Below are 20138 nucleotides of genomic sequence, written 5' to 3'. Positions count from 1 at the left end.
AGGCGGATTAGCGTGGGTGCGTTCAGAAATATGGACGTGGATCAGAAACGTGCACGCTAAGGGAGAGCCCGTGACGTCAGCACCCCTCGCCGCTCGACTCGACATCCCCAGCGGGCCACTGTTCTTCCCGGTCACCGCCTACGGCCCGGACGGCTCCATCGACCTCGACGTCTTCCGCGCGCACGTGCGCGCGGGCGTCGACGCGGGCGCGGCGGCCGTCTTCGCCTGCTGCGGCACCGGTGAGTTCCACGCCCTGACGCCCGAGGAGTTCGGGGTGTGCGTACGCGCCGCCGTCGAGGAGTCGGCCGGGCGGGTGCCGGTGGTCGCGGGCGCCGGGTACGGCACCGCGCTCGCCGTGCGGTACGCGCGGATCGCCGAGGAGGCGGGCGCCGACGGGCTGCTCGCGATGCCGCCCTACCTCGTCGTCGCCGGGCAGGAGGGGCTGCTTGGGCACTACGCCGAACTGGCCGCGGCGACCTCGCTGGACGTCATCGTCTACCAGCGCGACAACGCCGTGTTCACCCCGGAGACGGTGGTCGAACTCGCCCGTACCGAGGGGATCATCGGCTTCAAGGACGGCCTCGGCGACATGGACCTGATGCAGCGCGTCGTCAGCGCCGTGCGCGCCGAGGTCCCGGAGGAGTTCCTCTACTTCAACGGCCTGCCCACCGCCGAGCTGACCGGGCTCGCCTACCGCGGCATCGGCGTGACGCTCTACTCGTCGGCGGTCTTCTGCTTCGCGCCCGACATCGCGCTCGCCTTCCACCGCGCCTTCAATGCTGGGACCGCCGAGGGTGACGCCACCGTGAACCGGCTCATCGACGGGTTCTACCGCCCCTTCGTGGAGCTGCGCAGCGAGGGCCGGGGGTACGCGGTCTCCCTCGTCAAGGCGGGCGTACGCCTGGCCGGGCTCGACGTCGGCGGGGTGCGGACGCCGCTGCACGAACCCGCCGACGAACACATCAAGCGTCTGGCCGAGCTGACCGAGCGCGGGCGCGCCCTGCTGCGGGAGGAGAGCGCGTGAGGACCTCCGCCTTCCTGTACCCCTGGGACGTCGTCGGCGACCCCGGGGCGCCCGCCCGCATCGCCGGCCTCGGCGTCCAGCAGGTCACCCTCGCCTCCGCCTACCACTCCACGCGCGCGCTGACCCCCCGCCACCCCCGCCACCGCATCGTCACCGCCGAGCACGCGGCAGTCCTGTACGAGCCCGGTGACCGGTGGAAGGGGCGCGAGCTGCGGCCGTACGCGGCAGGCGGCTGGGCCCCGGGCGACGCCTACGGAGAGGCCGCCGCCGCGCTGGCGGGCGCCGGGCTCGACGTGCACACCTGGGTGGTCCTCGCGCACAACTCCCGTATGGGCGCCGAGCATCCGGACACCTCCGTCGTCAACGCCTACGGAGACCGCTACCCCTGGGCGCCCTGCATCGCACAGCCCGCCACGCGCGCGTACCTCGTCGACCTCGCGGCGGAGGCCGCCGTGCGCCCCGGCGCAGGCGGCACCGAACTGGAGTCCCTCGGCTGGTACGGCCTCGCGCATCTGCACGCCCACGACAAGATCGCGGGAGTGCCGCTCGGGGAGGCCGGGCAGTACCTGATGTCGCTGTGCTTCTGCGCGGACTGCCGGGCGGGGTACGCCCAACAGGGGCTTGCCCCCGGCGAGTTGGCGGCCGGAGTCCGCCGCGCCCTGGAGCCCGTGTGGCGCGGCGCCGAGCCCTCCGGCGGCTGGGAAGCGGTGGAGAAGCTCCTGGGCGCCGAGACGGCGGCCGCCACGCGCGCGTGGCGCGAGGAATCCGCCCGCACCCTCCAGGAGGCGGCGATCGCGGCCGTGCGCGCCGCGGCCCCGGACGGCTTCCAGGTGCTGCTGCACGCCGACCCGGTGGCCTATCACTGCGGGGCGAACGCGGGCGTCGACCCGGCCCACATCCTGTCTGTGGCGGACGGCGTGGTCGTGCCCTGCACGGGCGGCGCCCAGGCCCTGACGCCCTTCGCCGCGCACCGCGCACCCCGCACCACCCTGGCCGCGAACCTCACCGTCGTCTCCGGCATGGGCGGCAGCCCGGCCACCCTCGCGGCCGACGCCGCGCACGCGGCCACGCTGGGCGCGAACGAACTGCGGCTCTACCACGCCGGGCTGGCGTCCGACACGGATCTCGCACACGTGACCAAGGCCCTGACGTACCTCGAATAGCCCCGCGCGCCCCTCGAACAGCCCCTCGCGCACCCTGAACATCCCCTGTCGCAGCCCAAGTGGAAGCGGTTACCATCCGCGCACCACGCAACGCGACGACGAGGAGACAAGGTGCGCAACAAGGGGATATCCGCGCTGCTCTGTGCCGGATTCATGGCAGGCGCGGCCGTGCTCGGCGGGGCCGTACCCGCGGCCGCGCAGGGTGACGAGAGACCGGCGGCGGACGCCAAGGCCGACATCCGGGCGCAGTTGGAGAAGATCCCCGGCATGAAGGTCGTCTCCGTGGCCGACCGGGAGGGCCACCCCTTCTACACGCTCACCTACGCCCAGCCCGTCGACCACGACAACCCCGGCGCCGGCACGTTCACCCAGCGCGCCACGCTCTGGCACAAGGCCACGGACAAGCCGACCGTCCTCTACACCGGCGGCTACACCCTGGCGTCCAACACCACCGCCCTCACCAAACTCATCGACGCCAACCAAGTGAGCGTCGAACACCGCTACTTCGAGCAGTCGCGCCCCTCCGGCCCCGCGGCAGCGGACTGGTCCAAGCTCACCGTTCAGCAGGAGGCCGCCGACGAGCACCGCCTCACCCAGGCCCTTCGCGGCATCGAGAAGGGCAAGTGGCTGGGCACGGGCGCCAGCAAGGGCGGCATGACGGCGACGTACCACGAGCGGTTCTACCCCGGTGACCTGGACGCGGTCGTCGCGTTCGTGGCCCCGAACGACGCGAACAACAAGGACGACAGCGGCTACGAGCGGTTCTTCAGGACGGTCGGCACGGCCGAGTGCCGCACCGCGCTCGACGCCGTGCAGCGCGAGATGCTGCTGCGCCGCGAGACGCTGCTCCCCAAGTTCGAGGCGGACGCCAAGGCCGCCGGTGACACCTTCGAGGAGACGCTCGGCACCACCGACCGCGCCTACGAGTTCGCCGTGCTCGACCAGGTGTGGAACTTCTGGCAGAGCGGCACCGCCGACGACTGCCCGACCGTGCCCGACGCCAAGAAGGCAGGCGACGACGAGCTGTACTCCTGGTCGAAGAAGCACGGCCTCAGCGTCTACCAGGACGAGACCCTCGGCACGAACGGCACGGGCCCCTACTACCGGCAGGCCGCGACCCAACTCGGCTGGGCCGACCTCAAGTTCAAGCATCTCAGGGACGTCCGCAACTACCCCGACATCTACCAGCCCAACTCGGTCCTTCCCGAGGCGATGCGCGGCTCGTACGACAACAGGACCATCGCCGACGTCGACCGCTGGGTGAAGACCCGCGGCCAGCGGATGATGTTCATCTACGGCGAGAACGACCCGTGGAGCGCGGAGAAGTTCACCCCGAGCCGCCATGACTCCCACCGCTACGAGGTCCCCGGCTCGAACCACGGCGCCTCCATCGCCAAACTGCCCGCGGCCCAGCAGGCGGAGGCCGTCGCGACCATCAAGCGCTGGGCCGACGTGAAGTAGCCGCCGTCAGAGGGGCCTTGAGCAGGGGTGCGGCGATCAGCAGTCGTGCCCCCGCGAGGGCCGGCAGCAGGACGCGGTGGTCGACCGTCTCCACGAGGGCCGCGCCCAGGGCGATGCCCAGCGCCGTCGGGGTGAACATCAGGGTGTTCGCGGTCGCCGCCGCGCGGCCCAGCAGGGCCCGCGGTGTCGCGCGCTGCACCGCCGTCATGGCCGCGATCAGCACGCAGGGCAGCCCCAGGCCGTTGGCGAGGCTGCCCGCGAGGGCCGTCGCGTCGTACGGCAGCGCGTGCAGGGCCGCGGCGAGTGCGGTGAGCGCGATGCCCGCCCCGCCGAACCCGCGCCCTCCGAAGCGCCGCATCAGCGCACCCGAAGCGACGCCGACCGCGACCGATCCGGCGCCCTGCGCGACGTACAGCACGCCTGTGTAGGTGGGCGAGTGGCCCAGGCCCTCCACGACCGCGTAGACGGCCGCCCCGCTGATCCCCGAGGTCAGCATGGTCAGACCGCCCGCGAGGACGAGAGGGCGCAGCTCGGGGTGGCGCCACAAGCAGCGGGCTCCTTCGGCGGTTTGGGCGCGCCAGCCCGACGTGCCGCGCACGGGAGTGTTCTCGTGCACCCGCAGGAGCGTGAACATTCCGGCCGCGAGTACGAAGGTGGCGGCGTCCAGGAGCGCCACCTGGGCGCCCCCGTACGCGGCGAAGAGGCCCGCTCCGGCGAGCGGCGCGACGAGCTTCACGCCCTCGTTCGCCGACATCCGCAGGCCGTTGAAGTCCCCCGTCAGGTCCTTGCCGACGGCCGCCGTCACCAGAGCCGCCTCCGCCGCGTCGGTGACGGCGCCGCACGCCCCGTACAGGAGGAGTACCGCGTAGAGGATCCACAGGGTGCCCGTGGAGTCGACGAACAGGAGGGTGGTCAGCAGGGCGCCCAGCGTGAGGTTCGTGCCGATGAGCAGGGGTCTGCGGCGGGTGCGGTCGGCGAGCGTGCCCAGGAGGGGGCCGATCAGCGCGGGGGCCCAGAGGGCGAAGGCGCAGAGGGCGGCCAGGCCGTCCGAGCCGGTCAGTCCCTTCACCCAGATCCCGCAGACCAGCCACATCGCGGAGCTCCCGAAGCCGGACACCACCACCGCGCCCAGACAGAGGCTCGCGTCGCGGTTGCGCAGGATCCGCGTGATCGTCGATGTCATGGCAGGTGATGGTGGTTCTAAGGCCCCCGGGCAGGCATAGGTCGAGTGCGGTAGATCCGCGATGACTTTCGGGCGTCGGGGTGGTCTACAGGGCAGGAGTGCGGTCCCGGGGGCAGGGCCGCCGCCGAGATTCGGGAGGATTCATGACGGACATGATCGACTTCGCGCCGCAGGCCCGGCTCGTGGCGCGCGTCGCCGAGGGCGTCACCGACGAGCAGCTCTCGGGGCCCACGCCCTGTCCGGAGTACCGGGTGCGCCATCTGCTGGGTCACCTGGCCGGTCTGAGCGCCGCGTTCCGGGACGCCGCGCGCAAGGATCTCGGGCCGCACCTCGACCGGAACCCGGGGGACACCGTGCCGGACGTGGGCCCCGAGTGGCGGGCCGCCCTGCCGAAGCTGCTCGACGAGCTGGTGGAGGCGTGGCGCGACCCGGCCGCGTGGGAGGGCATGACCCGGGCGGGCGGCATCGACCTGCCGGGGGCCGTCGCGGGAGCCGTCGCCATGGACGAACTCGTCGTGCACGGCTGGGACTTGGCGCGGGCGACCGGGCAGGCGTACGCACCTGACGGGGCGAGCCTCGAAGTGGCCGAGGCGCTGCTCACGCCCGAGGAGGACGGCGCGTCCGGGGACAGCCTGTTCGGAGCCGTGGTCCCGGTGCCGGGCGACGCCCCGCTCCTCGACCGCGTGATCGGACTCAGCGGCAGGGACCCGGGCTGGACGCCGGGCGCGTCAGCCTAAGGACGGCCGCGGTACCAGGCTTTCCCCGGATCAGGTATCGATCGGGCAAAGAGTCTCGCCGATCGCTGTGTGATGCGCGTAGACAGTGCGCGTAGACAGGTGTTGACCTGCTCGAACTCATGGCCCTGCACAGACTCTGATCGATCCGGAGAAATCGACTCATGCACAAGTCCCTACGGGTGGCGGGCATCGCCACCGCCTGTGCCGTCGCCGGCGCCGCGCTGTACGGCACCGGCGCCGCCACCGCCGACAACGCCTCGGCGCGGCACACCGCCGAACCCCAGAACATCGGCGTGCTCGTCGGCGAGATAGACGACTACTACGGCGCGTACCAGGACGCCGACGGCTTCTGGCGCTCCTCGCCCGACAGCCCGTACGCCAAGGACCTGGCGCGCATCCAGGCGAAGGCGAAGAAGGACATCAGGAAGGCCGCCGCGCACGGCGCGAAGGGCGGCGGTCACGGCGCGAAGGGGAGTGCTCACGGCAAGAAGCCCGCGATCGTCCTCGACGTGGACGACACCTCGCTGCTCAGCTTCGACTACGAGAAGACCACCAACTACACGTACAACAGCGCCACCTGGGACGCGTACGTGAAGGCGGCCAAGCGCCCCGCCGTCTTCGGCATGCCCGAACTCGTCACGTACGCCAAGAGCAAGGGCGTCGAGGTCTTCTTCCTGACCGGCCTGAGCGAGTCGCAGCGCGAGGGCGCGGTCACCAACCTCGCCAGGGCCGGGTACGACACGCAGCTCGACACCAAGCACGTGTTCACCAAGAACAAGACCGCCCCGCCCGCCTACCTGAGCAACTGCGCCACGCCCGCCAAGTGGGAGTGCACCACCGTGCAGTTCAAGGAAGGCACCCGCAAGCACATCGAGTCGACCGGCTACGACATCGTCGGCAGCTTCGGCGACCAGGTCTCCGACCTCGCGGGCGGTTACGCGGACAAGACGTACAAGCTGCCGAACCCGACGTACTTCGTCGAGTAGGCCGCTGCCGCGGGGCCCGGCCCGACGGTCGAGTCGACATCGCGAGATAGGTTGCAATCCTGACTAGGTCGCCTTACGGTCTAGGTAGCTCACATGCTCATGGGGCCGCGTGCGGCACGTCCGCCGCGGCCCCTTCGGGAAGGGGGACTCCCACATGACCATCTCGCCCGACTTCTCGGCCGCTTCCACGGCCGTCACGGCCGTGCTCGGGGCCTATCTGCTGCTCGGTGAACCCTGGCTCGGGCGCCGCGTCTACGGCTCGCTCGCGCGCCGCCGCGACATCGAACCGCGCGCTCTCGTCGGCTACTTCACCTTCGTGCTCGTCTTCTGGTGGGCCCTCGCCGCGCTCGCCCTGGTGGTCCTGCTGCTCTCGCCGGCCATGGCCGCCGCCGACCTCGGCATCGCGGCACCCGAATCGCCGGTCACCACGGCCGTCATCGTCGTCCTGGTGGGAGCGGTCTCGGTGGTGTCCGGGCGCAAGATGCGCGCCCTCGCCGAAGGCGGCAAGAACGTTCCGGGGCTCGCCTCCATCCGGGCGATGCTGCCGCGCACACCCCAGGAGCGGCGCCTCGCCATCGCCGTCGCCGTGACCGACGGCATCTGCGCCGAACTCGTCTACCGCGGGCTCCTGATCGCCTTCGGCGTCGGCGTGCTCGGCCTCAACCTCTATGCCGCGGCGGCCCTTTCGGTGCTCGCGTACGCCGTCGCAGGCATCTACCAGGGCCGCAGCGGCGTCATCGCCTTCGGCGTCGTCGGGGTGCTGCTCGCCGGGCTCTATGTGTCGAGCGGGAGCCTGCTGCTGCCCATCGCCGTCCACATCGCCCTCACCGTGCGGGACCTGACGCTCCCCGTGCCGGAGCCGATCGGCTCCGTGCCCGCGTACGCACCCATCCCGAAGGGCAGCTGACGATGACCCCATCCGCGTCGTCCGGAGGCGCGAAGACCGACCGCCGGGCCAGCTGGTTCAAGGGCGTGCTCGATCTGCTCGTGCTCGCCAGCCTCACCGACGGCGAGAGCTACGGCTACGAGATCGCCAAGCTGCTCGGCGCCGCAGGCTTCGGCCAGATCAAGGGCGGCACGCTCTATCCCGTGCTGAACCGGCTGGAGGAAGCGGGCCTGGTCGCCGCCGAGTTCCGGGCCACGGAGAAGGGGCCCGGCCGGCGCTACTACTCCCTGACGGACGCCGGGCGCGCCACCCTCGGCGAGCAGGGCGGGCTGTGGCTCGCCTTCGACGGCTCCGTACGTGAGGTGCTTGCGAAGGCGGGTGTGCGATGAACGAGGACTATGCGCGGGACGGGTATCTCCTCGCCCTCGCCGACCACCTCCGCGAGCACGGGCTGCCCGCCGACCGCGTCGAGGCGACCGTCGTCGACCTCGGGGCGCACCTGGAGGAGTCCGGGGCCGATCCGGAGGCCGAGTTCGGGCCGGTGGAGGAGTTCGCCCGCGAGCTGGCGCCCGCCGGGGAGGGGCCGGGGCCCGAGGCTCCCGGCACCCACGTCGAGACGTGGCGGTGGACCGCCGACACGTACGTCGACGAGGAGCTCCTGAACCGCTTCGGCGGCGAGGGGTGGGAGGTCGAGCGGGTCGACGCGCTCGGGCGCTTCGTCAGCCACCGGGACCTCGACCGGCCGCAGCGGTGGGAGTACCGGCGTGAGCTGGTCACGCGGGGGCGTGAGGGGCTGGACGAGCGGCTCGCTCCCGAGGGCTGGGAGGCCTGCGGGAACTGGATCGTCTATGCGTGGTTCAAGCGGCCGGTGGCCGCGAGCCTCGGTCCCGGGGCGGAGATCTCGGCGCCCCCGGAGATGCCTGGCCGGTGGCGTTTCTTCAGCCGGCGGTTCTATGCGCTGGTGGCTGTCGCGGCGGTGGTCCTCGTCCTGGCCGGTGTCGCGGTCGCCGTCGACGACGGTGATGCCGGGAGCGGGCTCGGCTTCGCCGGGGGGCTCGTGGCCGGAGCTCTGGTGCCGGTCGCCGCCCTGTGGGGCCGGCAGGTGTGGAGAGCGCGCCGTTGACCTCCGCGGGGTGCCGTCTCTCTCGACCGGCACCCCGCGGCCTCGGGGCTGTGCCCACAGCGGCAGAAGCGGCTAGCGCTTCAGGGCCGCCGACATCATCGCCTTGGCGATCGGGGCCGCCAGGCCGTTGCCGCTGACCTCCGACCTCGCCGCGCTGGAGGACTCGACGATGACCGCCACCGCGACTTCCTTGCCGCCGCTGCCCTTGGCGTACGAGGTGAACCAGGCGTACGGCGTCTTGCTGTTGTTCTCGCCGTGCTGGGCCGTGCCCGTCTTGCCGCCCACGTCCGCGCCGCTGATCCGCGCGTTCGTGCCCGTGCCCTCCTCGACGACCGTCTCCATCGCCGACTGGAGCTGACCGGCCGTCTCCTGGCTCATCACACGCTCGGAGTCGGCGTCGTCGAACGAATCGAGGACGTTGCCGTCCGAGTCGGTGATCTGGGAGACCATGTGCGGCGACACCAGCTCGCCGCCGTTGGCGATCGCGCCCGAGACCATCGACATCTGCAGCGGCGTCGCCGTCACGTCGAACTGGCCGATGCCGGTCAGCGCCGTCTGGGCCTTGTCCATGTCCGACGGATAGACGCTCTCGGACGCGCGCACCGGCACGTCCAGCTTGTCGGTGTTGAAGCCCATCTTCTCGGCCATCGACTTGACCTTGTCCTGGCCCAGGTCGACGGCCATCTTCGCGAAGACGTTGTTGCACGAGTACTGCAGCGCCGTACGGATCGTGGCGTCCTCGCAGGGCGCGCTCGCGCTCTCGTTCTTCAGGACGGTGGTCGTGCCGGGCAGCGTGTACGGATTCGGGCTGTCGGTCCTGGTGTCCGCCGAGCCGTACAGCCCGTCCTCCAGGGCCGCCGCCGCGACGACCAGCTTGAACGTCGAACCGGGCGGCAGCGGCTGCCGCAGCGCGCGGTTGACCAGCGGCTTGTCCTCGTCCTTCAGCAGCGCGCTCCACTCCTTGGAGTCCGTGGAGCCGCTGATGTCCGAAGGGTCGTACGAGGGAGTCGACACCATGCCGAGGATCTTGCCCGTCTTCGGGTCGACGGCGACCGCCGCGCCCTTCTTGTCGCCGAGCGACTTGTACGCGGCCTTCTGCACCGCCGGGTCGATCGTCGTGATCACGTCACCCGGGTCGGCGCGCTTGTTCGTGAGCGTGTCCAGCGGGTTCTTCAGCCGGTTGTCGGTGCCGTCGAGGACGTCCTTGTAGATGCCCTCGAGCTGCGTCGCTCCGTACACCTGCGAGCTGTAGCCCGTGACGGACGAGTACAGGTCGCCGTCCTTGTAGGTGCGCTTGTACTTGAGGTCGCCGCCCTTCGTCCGCTCGGAGCCGGTGACGGCGTCACCGCCCACGATGATGTCGCCCAGCGGGTTCGCGTACTGCTCGATCGCGTTGCGCCGGTTCAGCTTGTCGTCCGCGAGTGCCTTCGAGTCGTAGAACTGCACCCACGTCGCCCGCACCAGCAGAGCGACCACGAGCAGCAGCGTGAAGACCGAGGCGTGCCTGATCGTCTTGTTCATCCCACGAAAGGACGAGCGGCGCGGATCTATTCGTTCCGTTCTGTCGGGTTTCTTAGAGATTCCTCATACTGCGGCTTCCGGCTCAGTCGGCGTTCATGAAGCCCGCCTCGTACGCCGCGATCACCGCCTGCGTACGGTCCCGCGCCCCCGTCTTGGCAAGCACGGCGGCCACGTGCGTCTTCACCGTCGCCGGACCCACGCCCATCCGGCCCGCGATCTCCGCGTTGGTCAGGCCCGCCGCCATCAGCCGCAGCACCTCGCTCTCGCGCCCCGTCAGACGGGCCACCCAGGCCGGGGCCGCGGGCTTCGCGCGCCCGTGCTCGGCGGCCAGGGCGCGCACCGCCGCCGGGAAGAGCAGTGAGTCGCTGCGCGCGACGAGCCGCACCGCCTGGACGAGCGAGTCCGCGTCGGCCCGCTTGAGCAGGAACCCGGAGGCACCGGCGCGCAGCGCCTCGTACACGTAGGAGTCGTTCTCGAAGGTCGTCACGACCACGATGCGCGGCGGGTCGGCATGCGTCCGCAGGATCTGCTCGGTGGCCCGGATGCCGTCGACCTCCGGCATGCGTACGTCCATGAGCACCACGTCGGGCGTCAGCTCGCGCACGACGGACACCGCCTCCGCGCCGCTCGCCGCCTCGCCGACGACCTCCAGGTCGGGTTCGGCGGAGAGGATCACGCGCAGGGCGGTGCGCACCATGCGCTCGTCGTCGGCGAGCACGATGCGGATGGGGGCGGCTGTGCCGGTGGGTTCGGTCATGGGTGTGCGGGGCCCTTCGGGTCGGTCGTCCTGCGGGCCCCTTCGACGGGACCCTTCAGGGGGAGTCGTACGTCCACGCGCCACACCCCGTCGGCGGGGCCCGTGCGGACCGTGCCGCCGAGGAGCCTGGCCCGGTCGGTGATGCCGCGCAGGCCGTGGCCGCCGCCGGGGCGGGGTGCGGGGGTGGCGTGGGGCAGCGGGTTCTCCGCGAGGATCTCCAGGTCGGCGCCGTCCAGGGCGATCCGCAGGGTCACCGGGGCGTCGGGGCCCGCGTGCCGCAGGGCGTTGCTCAGGCTCTCCTGGACGATGCGGTAGGCCTCGCGGGACACCATCGGGGGCAGCGCGTCCGGGCCGTCGGGGCCGAGCTCCACCGCGGCTCTCACCCGCAGGCCGCCCGCGCGGGTGCGCTTGAGGAGCCCGTCGAGATCGGCGGAGAGGGTGGGGGCGGGCGCGGCCGGACTCGCCCGGTCGTCGCCGCCCTCCCGCAACACCCCAAGGACCGCGTCGAGTTCGCCCACCGTGCGCCGGGTCGTCTCCTCGATGGCGGCAAGCGCCTCGCGGACGAACTCCGGGTCGCGGTCGAGGACCCTGCGGGCGGCGCTCGCCTGGAGCGTGACCGCGCTCAAGGCGTGGCCCACCGAGTCGTGCAGCTCCCGCGCGAGCCGGTTGCGCACGGCGAGGTCCGCGGCGCGCTGCTCGGCCGCCGCGAGCCGGTCGGCGGGCGACGGCCCCAGGAGATCGGGCGCCCAGCGCGCGAGCAGGCTCCCGGCCGCCGCGGCGCACCCCGCGAGCGCGACCAGCGAGAGGACGCCGATGACCGGGGAGAGCGCCAGCATCCAGTTCTCGTCGAAGACTTCGGGCATCCCGATGCGGCTGTCCCGCAGGGCGGAGACCACCGGCAGCGCGATGAGCACCGCCGCGAACGGCGGCAGCGCGAGGGACATTCCGCTGATGACCCCGCCGAACCCGAGGTGCAGCGTGAACCACGCGGCCGTGCGCCCGCGCGCCTGCCGGGACCGCGCGGGCCCCTCGGCGAGCGCCTCGCCCGGCACGTCGCACAGCGCGCGCACGGCGGCCACCGACATGGGCCGTGTGAGCGGGAAGAGCGCGGTGATCGCGGCGAGCGGCAACCCCACGGCGAACGCGCTGAGTTGGGCGGTGAGCGAGCCTAGGACGTTGTCCTCGCCGAGCAGCGGCCCGACGACGACGGAGCCGACGAAGACGTACGGCATGGCGAGCGCGCCACCGAGGATGAGGTGGATCCACCGGCGCCGGGCCCGCCGTCCGAAGAGCGTGGTCAGGGTCGCCGCGAAAGCTTTCACGCGGGGCGCCCCGCCGCCGTGGTGACCGCGCCCGACCGCTCCCTGAGGAAGCGTGCTCCGACGGCGGCCACGAGCGTCCCGACGATCATCTGCACAGAGTAGGTCAGGAGCATTCCCGCCGTGGGCCGCCTGGCGATGTCGTCCACGCCGACGACCGTGGCGAACAGCAGCCAGCCGCCCCAGCAGGCGATCGCGCCCGAGCCGATCCAGGCGAGGGCGAGCGGCACCTTGACGGGCAGGGCGGGGGCCCACCGGAACGCGATGAGCAGCGCGCCGGCCACGGCGGAGCCGAGGTAGACCAGGTCCAGGGCTTCGAGGACGTAGAAGTCGGTCGTACGCTCCTCGGTCCGCGCCTCGTTGAGGCCGAGGGTGGAGCCGGTGGCCCAGAGGATGTGCAGGGCGGCGGGGACGACGGCCAGGAGGGCGGCGGTGACGGCGGTGCCCCGCTGGAAGTGGCCGCGGTCCGCCGGGGCGAGGGCCCGGCCCCGCCAGACGTGACCCCAGCGGGCCCGTGCGTAGCGGACGAACAGGGCGCCGAGGGCCAGGCCCTGGAGGATGAACCCGCCGTAGACGACGCCGAAGACCCACGCGTCGAGGAAGGCGCCGTCGCTGCCCTTTGACGAAGGCTGGTCGACGCTGCCGCCCAGCGCCTTGACCAGGAGCTGGAGCGGGAACCCGGCCATGATCGGCGTGAGCAGCCCGGTGGCGGCCCACATGGGGAACGCGAGCAGCCAGGCGGGGGTCCGCAGGCCCCAGGGGCGGGTCAGGAGCAGCGCGAGGACGATGACGCTCGCGTCCATCAGCAGGGTGAGGCCGTTGGCGAAGATCATGGTGGTGCGGTGCTGGAGGAGGCTGCTGCCCTCGGGAATGCCGATGTGGCTGCCGGCGATCCAGGCGATCTTGAGGGCGAGGTAGGGGAGGGCGGCGAGGATCGCGACGGCGCGGAGGGCTTTCATGCCCTCTACGCTCCCGTCGCCGGGTGCGGCGCACGTCCTGCGCGACGATGATCCGGGTCCGCCGTGCGGGGGAGGGGCGCGGGGGACGGGTGCCGGGGGTGGGGGCCCTGCGGGGCTCTCCCTGATCCCGCGCCTTCCCGGAACCGTGGGGCTCCGCCGCCGGACGGACCCTACTCCAGCACCAGCACCGCCTCGTCGATCTCCTCGCCCCGCGCATGCGCGAAGCCCCGCTCGGCGGCGGTGACCCGGAACCCGCACTTCTCGAGGACCCGCAGCGACCCCGCGTTGTCCGCCGCCGCCCGTGCGTGGAGCGGACGCTCCGGCACCTCCGCGAGGAGCGCCCGCAACGCGGCCGTGGCCAGGCCCCGGCCCCAGTAGTAGCGGTCGATCCAGTACGTGACCTCCCGCTCGCCCGGCTCGCCGTACACCGCCACGCTGCCCACCACGTCGCCGTCCGCGAGGACCGTGCGTGCGTCGACGTCGGGCGACTCCCTCAGCCCTTTCCAGTGGGCCTCGAACAGCGTCCAGTCGGAAGTCTTCGGCGAGGTGAAGGCGGCGACGCGGGTCGCCTCGGGATCGTTCATCTGCCGGTAGAAGACCGGGAGATCACTGTCGTGCACCGGCCGCAGACCGACATCCATGCTCGTCATGCTCAGAGCCTACGAGTCGCCAGTGTCAGCCTGTCCCGCGCGTCGAACAACGCGTCCTTCACCATCTGTTCGTGCGCGGGCGTCAGCCGCGCCACCGGCACGGAGCAGCTGATCGCGTCCCGCGCGGGCGTGCGGTAGGGGATCGCGACGCCGAAGCAGCGCAGGCCCAGCGTGTTCTCCTCGCGGTCCACCGCGAAGCCCTGCTCACGGACCGTGCGCAGCTCCTCGATCAGCTTCTCGCGGTCGGTGATCGTGTGCTCGGTCAGGGCGGGCAGCGTCTCCGGGAGCATCTTGCGCACCTGCTCGTCGGTGTGGGTGGCGAGCAGGGCCTTGCCCAGGGACGTCGAGTGCGCGGGGAGGCGGCGGCCCACCCGGGTGAAGGGGCGCAGGTAGTGCTGCGACTGGCGCGTGGCGAGGTAGACGACGTTCGTGCCGTCCAGGCGCGCCAGGTGGATCGTCTCCGTGGTGTCGTCCGAGAGGCGGTCGAGCGTCGGCCGGGCCGCCGCCACCACTTCGTCGCCGTCGATGTACGAGGTGCCGACCAGCAGGGCCCGCACCCCGATGCCGTACCGCGTGCCCGTCGCGTCCGTCTCCACCCAGCCCAGCTCCACCAGCGTACGAAGGAGCATGTAGAGGCTGGACTTGGGGTATCCGACGGCTTCCTGGACGGCGGCCAAAGAGTGCATTCCGGGGCGTCCCGCGAAGTATTCGAGCAACTCCACCGTCCGCACCGCGGACTTGACCTGTGCCCCGCCAGTCTCGCCAGCCGACATCGCCCTTGACCCCTTAGTTCGACGAGAAATAGTCTCCGAAGTCTCCGCTATTCATCATCGGAGACAGCGTTCAGCATATCGAACAGCCCAGGTGGGTGGCAGCACATCTGTGGCATCACCTCTGGAGGAGCCCGCGGTGGCAGCAGCACCAGTCTGGAGTGTCGACCCCCGAACCGGGAAGCAGCGCGAGCAGGTTGCGGTCGAAGCCACGGCCCAAGAGGTGGACCAGGCGGTACGCGCCGCGCTGGCCGCCCAGGACGCCCTCGCCGACCGCACCGTACGCGCGGCGTTCCTGCGCTCCGCGGCCGAACTGCTCGACGGAGCGAAGGACCACCTGGTGGAGGCCGCGGACGCGGAGACCGCGCTCGGTCCCGTCCGGCTCACCGGTGAACTCGCCCGCACCTGCTTCCAGCTGCGGGCCTTCGCGGACGTGGTGGACGAGGGCGGCTTCCTCGGCGTCGTCATCGACCACCCCGACAGCAGCGCGACCCCGCCCATCCCGGACCTGCGGCGCTACAAGATCCCGCTGGGCGTCGTGGCCGTCTACTCCGCGTCCAACTTCCCCTTCGCCTTCTCCGTCCCCGGCGGCGACACCGCGAGCGCGCTCGCCGCGGGCTGCCCGGTGGTCGTCAAGGCGCACCCGGACCACCCGGCGACCTCCGAGCTGGTGGCGGCGACGCTGCGACGGGCCGCGGCCCTGCACGGCATCCCGGAGGGCGTCGTCGGCCTCGTGCACGGCTTCGAGGCGGGCGTCGAGCTGGTCAAGCACCCGCTCGTCTCCGGCGCCGGGTTCACGGGCTCGATCCGTGGCGGCCGCGCCCTCTTCGACGCGGCGGCGGCCCGTCCCGTGCCGATCCCCTTCCACGGCGAGCTCGGCTCCCTCAACCCGGTCGTCGTGACCGAGGCGGCGGCGGCCGAGCGCGCGGAGGAGATCGGAGCGGGCCTCGCGGGCTCGATGACGCTCGGCGTCGGCCAGTTCTGCGTCAAGCCGGGCCTGGTCTTCGCGCCGGCGGGCGCGGGCGGCGACCGTTTCGTCAAGTCCCTGACGGAGGCGGTCAGCGACACCGAGGCCGGGGTGCTCCTGGACCACCGGATGCGGGACAACTTCGTGGCGGGCGTGCGCGAGCGCGGCGAACTGCCGGACGTGGACGCGCCGGTGACGCCGGGCGCGGGCGGCGAGCACACGGTGAGCGCGGGCTTCCTGACGGTTCCCGCGGCGAAGCTCGCCACCGAGGGCGAGCACGACCTGCTCCTGGAGGAGTGCTTCGGTCCGGTGACGGTCGTCGCGCGCTACGAGAGCGAGACGGAGATCACCGACGTGCTCACCCGCCTCCCCGGCAACCTCACGGCCACGGTGCAGCTGTCCGCCGAGGAGGCCGCGGGCGAGGGCGGCGGCGCCGCGCTGATCGCCGAACTGACGCCGCTGGCCGGGCGCGTGCTGGTCAACGGATGGCCGACCGGGGTCGCGGTGGCGCCCGCGCAGCACCACGGCGGTCCGTACCCGGCGACGACGTCCACCTCGACCTCCGTGGGCGGTACGGCGATCGAGCGCTGGCTGCGTCCTGTGGCGTACCAGAACACGCCCGCCGCGCTGCTCCCGCCGGAGCTGCGTGACGAGAACCCGCTGGGGCTGCCGCGTCGCTACGACGGGCGCCTGGAACACTGACGCCCATGGACGTCAATATCCCCGAACTGCCCTTCTCCCTGCGCACGTACGGTCCCGACGGGAACTGGTCGTACGACGAGGGGGTGCTCACCGGCTGGGCGGGCGCCCGGCAGGACCGCTTCGTCCCCCCGACGGGCGAGGCCCTGGACCCGGCAGCGGACGCACCCCGCCTCTTGGGCGCCCCCGAGGGGGATTTCCAGCTGATCGCCCGGGTGACGGTCGGTTTCGCGGCGGCGTTCGACGCGGGGGTGCTGTACCTGCACGTGGGCGACCGGGAGTGGGCCAAGCTCTGCCTGGAGCGGTCGCCGGACGAGGCGACGGTCTGCACGGTCGTCACCCGGGGCCGCTCCGACGACGCGAACGCGTTCGTGGTGGACGGCAGCAGCGTCTGGCTCCGCATCAGCCGCACGGGCAACGCGTTCGCCTTCCACGCCTCCCAGGACGGCAAGCACTGGACGTTCGTCCGGATCTTCTCCCTGGGCGAGGAGAAGACGGCGGGCGCGGCCCTGGTGGGCTTCATGGCGCAGTCGCCGGTGGGGGAGGGGTGCGTGGTGACGTACGACGGACTCGAGTTCCGCCCGAACTGGCCCCAGGGCCTCAGGGACGGGTCCTAGTACCCCGCGGGGTGGGCGCCGTTCTCGGGGCTCCGCCCCGGACCCCGGACAAGATGTCCTCGAACGCCGGACGGGCTGGAATTTTCAGCCCGTCCGGCGTCGGGAAGGGGCGGGGTTGGGGAGAAATTCAGCGCCCGCGTTGGGGAGAAATTCAGCGCCCGCGCCGCAGCCCCAGCGTCGCCACCCCAGAAGCCGTCAGCAGCGCCGCAGCGATCAGCAGGCTCACCCGCATCCCGGGTACGAAGTCACCCGCCACCAGTCCCCCGAAGGCCGCGATCCCCAGGCCCCCGGCCACCTGCCGGGCCGAGTTGAGCACTCCCGCGGCAAGACCGGCCCGGTCAGCAGGCACCGCCTCCATCATGGCCGCGGTCAGCGGCGGGATCGTCAGGGCGCAGCCCAGGGCCAGCGGGACCATGAGGAACGCCAGGCCGAGCGCGGGCGTCTCCGCGTCGGCGAACAAGAGCGCCAGCAGGCCCAGTACGGCGACCGCCTGCCCCGCCAGCATCGGGGTCCGTGGGCCCACCCTCGCCGACAGTTTTCCCGCGAAGACGTTCGTCACCGCGATCAGGCCCGTCATCGGCAGGAACATCAGCCCGGCCCACAGCGCCGAACGCCCCTGCACCTCCTGGAAGAAGAGGCTGAAGACGAAGACGAGGCCGTAGAAGGCGACGCTGCACGCGGCACCCGCCGCCACCGTGATCGCGACCGTCCGGTCGCGGAAGAGCGTCAACGGCACCACCGGGTGCGGCTGGCGCGCCTCCGTCCGCCAGAAGGCCGCACCCGCCGCCACCGCGATCACCAGGGCGATCAGACCCGTCGTACCGCCCTCGATGACCGCGAAGGTCACGGCCGTGAGGGTCAGGACCGCGAGCAGCTGACCCGGCACGTCCAGGGGCGCGGGCCTGCGCTCCGAGCGCGGTGCCCGGAGCAGGAGCACCAAGGCCACCGCGCCCAGCGGGACGTTGATGAAGAAGATGCCGCTCCAGTTCCACGCCGTGGTCAGCGCGCCGCCCGCGACCGGGCCGAGCGCCACCGCCACCGAGCCGCCCGCCGCCCACATCGCCACCGCGCGGGCCCGCCTGGCCGGGTCCGCGTAGGCCTGGCGCACGAGGGAGAGCGAGGCGGGCAGGACCACCGCGGCCGCCACGCCCTGCACCACCCGCGCGCCGATCAGCACGGGCAGCGACGGCGCGAGCCCGCACGCCACCGAGGCGGCCGTGAACACCGTGATGCCGATCGCGTACGCCCGGGTCGCGCCGATCCGGTCGGAGAGCGCGCCGGTGGAGAGCATCAGGGCGGCGAAGGCGAGGGTGTAGGCGTCCACGACCCACTGGAGCCCGGACATGCCGCCGCCCAGGGAGTCGCCGATCGCGGGCAGTGCCACGTTCACCACGGAGGCGTCGAGCGTGATCAGGGCGAAGCCGAGCATGGCGGCGGTGAGCGTGAGGCCGGGGGACGGGGAGGAGGGACGGCCGCGCTTGCCGGGCGCCGTCGGCGGGGGAGCCGGGGTGCCGGGAGCCCCAGCGGGAGCCCGGCCGCCAGGTGGCCCGGCGGGAGCCGCGTCCGTCAAATGCCGCGTCGCGTGCGGGCCTTCGGTGAGGTCGTTCGTTGCCATGTCCATGAGTCTGCTGACGGCGGCGCGGTTACAGTAGTGGCCTGAATGCCATACCTCCGGAGGTTCTGGCCATGCCCCGCCCGAAGCCCGCCCGCCGGCCGCACCGCCCCCACCGCGTCGCCGTCATAGCGCCCTCACCCGTGTCGATGTTCAACCTCGCGGTCCCCGAGATGCTCTTCGACAAGGTCGAGGTGGCGGGCGGACCCGGCTACGAGGTGGTCGTCTGCACCCCGCAGCCCGGCACCATCGCCACCACCGGCGGGCTCAGCCTCCAGGTGGAGCACGGGCTCGACGCCGTGCGCGAGGCCGACACCCTCCTCGTCGCGGGCACCGGGCACCGCTACGCACCCGACCCGCGGACCGTCGCCGCCGTCCGCGAGGCCGCCGACGCGGGCCGCCGCATCGCCTCCATCTGCAGCGGCGCCTTCGTGCTCGCCGAGGCGGGACTCCTCGACGGGCGCAGCGCCACCACGTACTGGCAGCTCGCCGAAGAGCTGCGCGGCCGCTATCCGGCGCTCGACCTCAAGGGAGACGTCCTCTACGTGGAGGACGGACAGGTCATGACGTCCTCCGGGTACGCCGCCGGGATCGACCTGTGCCTGCACATCATCCGCACCGACTACGGAGCGGCCGTCGCCAACCAGGTGGCCAGAGCCGCCCTCGTCGCCCCCGTCCGGCCCGGCGGCCAGACCCAGTTCACCCAGACCCCGCTCCCGCCCGAGCGCGGCAACGCCTGCGCCGACACCCGGGGCTGGGCCATGCGCCACCTCGACGAGCCGCTCACGCTCACCGACCTCGCCCGGCAGGCGGGCGTCAGCGTGCGCACCCTCACCCGGCGCTTCCACGCCGAGAGCGGGGTCAGCCCGCTCCAGTGGCTCCTCCACCAGCGCATCGAGCGGGCCAAGGAGCTCCTGGAGACGACCTCGCTCCCCATGGACCAGGTGGCGCAGGCCTGCGGGCTCGGCACCGCCGACTCGCTCCGCGGCCATCTGGTGCGCCGCACCGGGCTCACGCCGAGCGCCTACCGCGCCCAGTTCAGCCGCCTCGGAACTCAAGACCCCCGGAACACGTCTATCGCAGCGTGATCCACTCAGCACCCCCCACGACGACGCGGACCGTGATGCCGACCGTCATACGCACCGCCCTCACCGCCGACGCCCCGGCCCTGGCGGCCCTGCACGCCCGCGCCCGCGCCACGTACTACCCCGAGGGGCTCCCGGACGAAGGCGTCGACGGGACGGCGATGTGGCGGGGAGCCGTCGAGCGCCGGAACGGGCACGTGCTGTGCGCGGTCCGCGACGGCCGCATCGTGGGCGTCGCGTCCTTCCGCACGCCCGACGGCGAGGCGGCGGACACCGTGGCGCTCTTCCAGTTCCACGTCGACCCCGACCACTGGCGCGCGGGGGTCGGGGCGGCCCTGCACGCCGCGTGCGTGGAGGAATGGCTGGCCGACGGCGTCCGGACGGCCACCCTGGACGTCCACCGCGAGAACCGGCGCGCCCAGGCCTTCTACGTACGCCACGGCTGGCAGCCGGCGGAGCAGGGCGAGGGCGCGGGCACCCACCTGCGGATGCGGCTGACCGTCACCGCCGGGGAATGAGCGGGTCGGTTCGTACGGGAAGCCGGTTCGTACGGGAATGAGCGGGCCAGGTCGTACGTTCTTCAACTGACCGGAGGGACCCTCCGTACTACCGTCCGACC

General features: G+C 72.4%; 20 protein-coding genes. 12 read left to right on the top strand and 8 right to left on the bottom strand.

From position 1 onward, the window contains the following. Positions 1–70 precede the first annotated feature (70 nt). The 3 genes from ACZ6ZP_RS00565 to ACZ6ZP_RS00555 all read left to right on the top strand — a co-directional run bounded on the left by ACZ6ZP_RS00565 (position 71) and on the right by ACZ6ZP_RS00555 (position 3648). Positions 71–1024: a 5-dehydro-4-deoxyglucarate dehydratase gene (locus ACZ6ZP_RS00565; protein WP_351161945.1), complete on the top strand. Its 954-nt coding sequence runs from the start codon at positions 71–73 to the stop codon at positions 1022–1024. After that, positions 1021–2187: a hypothetical protein gene (locus ACZ6ZP_RS00560; protein WP_469405103.1), complete on the top strand. Its 1167-nt coding sequence runs from the start codon at positions 1021–1023 to the stop codon at positions 2185–2187. The genes ACZ6ZP_RS00565 and ACZ6ZP_RS00560 overlap by 4 nt, the downstream gene beginning before the upstream one ends. A gap of 111 nt (positions 2188–2298) precedes the next feature. Continuing rightward, positions 2299–3648 (top strand): S28 family serine protease, encoded by a 1350-nt coding sequence (locus tag ACZ6ZP_RS00555; RefSeq protein WP_469405102.1) that lies wholly within the window; start codon positions 2299–2301, stop codon positions 3646–3648. On the opposite strand, the gene ACZ6ZP_RS00550 is transcribed toward ACZ6ZP_RS00555, so the two are convergent. Beyond that, a complete protein-coding gene (locus ACZ6ZP_RS00550; RefSeq protein WP_469405101.1) occupies positions 3623–4831 on the bottom strand; it encodes an MFS transporter in 1209 nt (402 codons plus the stop codon). The two genes, ACZ6ZP_RS00555 and ACZ6ZP_RS00550, sit on opposite strands and share 26 nt — an antisense overlap. 143 nt (positions 4832–4974) lie before the next feature. Here ACZ6ZP_RS00550 and ACZ6ZP_RS00545 point away from each other — a divergent pair, with 143 nt between their 5' ends. The 5 genes from ACZ6ZP_RS00545 (at position 4975) to ACZ6ZP_RS00525 (ending at position 8563) form a co-directional block, all read left to right on the top strand. Next, the gene (locus tag ACZ6ZP_RS00545; RefSeq protein ID WP_361463513.1) at positions 4975–5568 is read left to right on the top strand and encodes a TIGR03086 family metal-binding protein; all 594 of its coding nucleotides are present in this window, start codon (positions 4975–4977) and stop codon (positions 5566–5568) included. 161 nt (positions 5569–5729) lie between these two features. Continuing rightward, a complete protein-coding gene (locus ACZ6ZP_RS00540) occupies positions 5730–6554 on the top strand; it encodes an HAD family acid phosphatase (protein ID WP_469405100.1) in 825 nt (274 codons plus the stop codon). Positions 6555–6708: 154 nt separating this feature from the next. After that, positions 6709–7461 (top strand): CPBP family intramembrane glutamic endopeptidase, encoded by a 753-nt coding sequence (locus ACZ6ZP_RS00535; RefSeq protein WP_469405099.1) that lies wholly within the window; start codon positions 6709–6711, stop codon positions 7459–7461. 2 nt (positions 7462–7463) lie between these two features. Beyond that, entirely contained in the window at positions 7464–7829 is a 366-nt protein-coding gene (locus ACZ6ZP_RS00530) for a PadR family transcriptional regulator (protein WP_351161930.1), read from the top strand. Next, entirely contained in the window at positions 7826–8563 is a 738-nt protein-coding gene (locus ACZ6ZP_RS00525; RefSeq protein ID WP_351161928.1) for a hypothetical protein, read from the top strand. The genes ACZ6ZP_RS00530 and ACZ6ZP_RS00525 overlap by 4 nt, the downstream gene beginning before the upstream one ends. 72 nt (positions 8564–8635) lie before the next feature. On the opposite strand, the gene ACZ6ZP_RS00520 is transcribed toward ACZ6ZP_RS00525, so the two are convergent. From ACZ6ZP_RS00520 to ACZ6ZP_RS00495, 6 genes are all read right to left on the bottom strand, one after another. Then, positions 8636–10084: a peptidoglycan D,D-transpeptidase FtsI family protein gene (locus tag ACZ6ZP_RS00520; RefSeq protein WP_469405098.1), complete on the bottom strand. Its 1449-nt coding sequence runs from the start codon at positions 10082–10084 to the stop codon at positions 8636–8638. An 82-nt stretch (positions 10085–10166) separates the two neighbouring features. Continuing rightward, the gene (locus ACZ6ZP_RS00515; protein WP_351161924.1) at positions 10167–10841 is read right to left on the bottom strand and encodes a response regulator transcription factor; all 675 of its coding nucleotides are present in this window, start codon (positions 10839–10841) and stop codon (positions 10167–10169) included. Continuing rightward, on the bottom strand, positions 10838–12163 hold the full coding sequence (locus ACZ6ZP_RS00510; protein ID WP_469405097.1) for a sensor histidine kinase: 1326 nt from the start codon (positions 12161–12163) through the stop codon (positions 10838–10840). Before ACZ6ZP_RS00510 ends, ACZ6ZP_RS00515 begins: the two co-directional genes overlap by 4 nt. Continuing rightward, the gene (locus ACZ6ZP_RS00505) at positions 12160–13119 is read right to left on the bottom strand and encodes a hypothetical protein (RefSeq protein ID WP_469405096.1); all 960 of its coding nucleotides are present in this window, start codon (positions 13117–13119) and stop codon (positions 12160–12162) included. The genes ACZ6ZP_RS00510 and ACZ6ZP_RS00505 overlap by 4 nt, the downstream gene beginning before the upstream one ends. A gap of 170 nt (positions 13120–13289) precedes the next feature. Next, positions 13290–13760 (bottom strand): GNAT family N-acetyltransferase, encoded by a 471-nt coding sequence (locus ACZ6ZP_RS00500; protein WP_351162498.1) that lies wholly within the window; start codon positions 13758–13760, stop codon positions 13290–13292. 11 nt (positions 13761–13771) lie between these two features. Further along, positions 13772–14542: an IclR family transcriptional regulator gene (locus ACZ6ZP_RS00495; RefSeq protein ID WP_160504308.1), complete on the bottom strand. Its 771-nt coding sequence runs from the start codon at positions 14540–14542 to the stop codon at positions 13772–13774. Between the two features lie 136 nt (positions 14543–14678). Between ACZ6ZP_RS00495 and ACZ6ZP_RS00490 the strand changes: the two genes are divergently transcribed. Together ACZ6ZP_RS00490 and ACZ6ZP_RS00485 are read left to right on the top strand one after the other, a co-directional pair. Then, positions 14679–16208, top strand: a complete 1530-nt coding sequence (locus ACZ6ZP_RS00490; RefSeq protein WP_469405095.1) for an aldehyde dehydrogenase (NADP(+)) — start codon at positions 14679–14681, stop codon at positions 16206–16208. Positions 16209–16213: 5 nt separating this feature from the next. Then, positions 16214–16822: a DUF1349 domain-containing protein gene (locus tag ACZ6ZP_RS00485; protein ID WP_399978075.1), complete on the top strand. Its 609-nt coding sequence runs from the start codon at positions 16214–16216 to the stop codon at positions 16820–16822. 151 nt (positions 16823–16973) lie between these two features. Here the strand turns inward: ACZ6ZP_RS00485 and ACZ6ZP_RS00480 are convergent, their stop codons facing one another. Continuing rightward, positions 16974–18437, bottom strand: coding sequence for an MFS transporter (locus ACZ6ZP_RS00480; protein ID WP_469405094.1), 1464 nt, complete (start codon positions 18435–18437; stop codon positions 16974–16976). A gap of 71 nt (positions 18438–18508) precedes the next feature. Between ACZ6ZP_RS00480 and ACZ6ZP_RS00475 the strand changes: the two genes are divergently transcribed. Continuing rightward, positions 18509–19522 carry a GlxA family transcriptional regulator gene (locus tag ACZ6ZP_RS00475; protein WP_351161911.1) on the top strand — a complete coding sequence of 338 codons (1014 nt, stop codon included), beginning with the start codon at positions 18509–18511 and terminating at the stop codon, positions 19520–19522. 35 nt (positions 19523–19557) lie between these two features. After that, the gene (locus ACZ6ZP_RS00470) at positions 19558–20037 is read left to right on the top strand and encodes a GNAT family N-acetyltransferase (RefSeq protein ID WP_351161909.1); all 480 of its coding nucleotides are present in this window, start codon (positions 19558–19560) and stop codon (positions 20035–20037) included. Positions 20038–20138: the final 101 nt, after the last annotated feature.

The organism is Streptomyces sp. NPDC054047 (assembly GCF_055585065.1).
The sequence above is the reverse complement of the archived record's forward strand: the minus strand, read 5'-3'. Positions and strand labels throughout refer to the sequence as shown.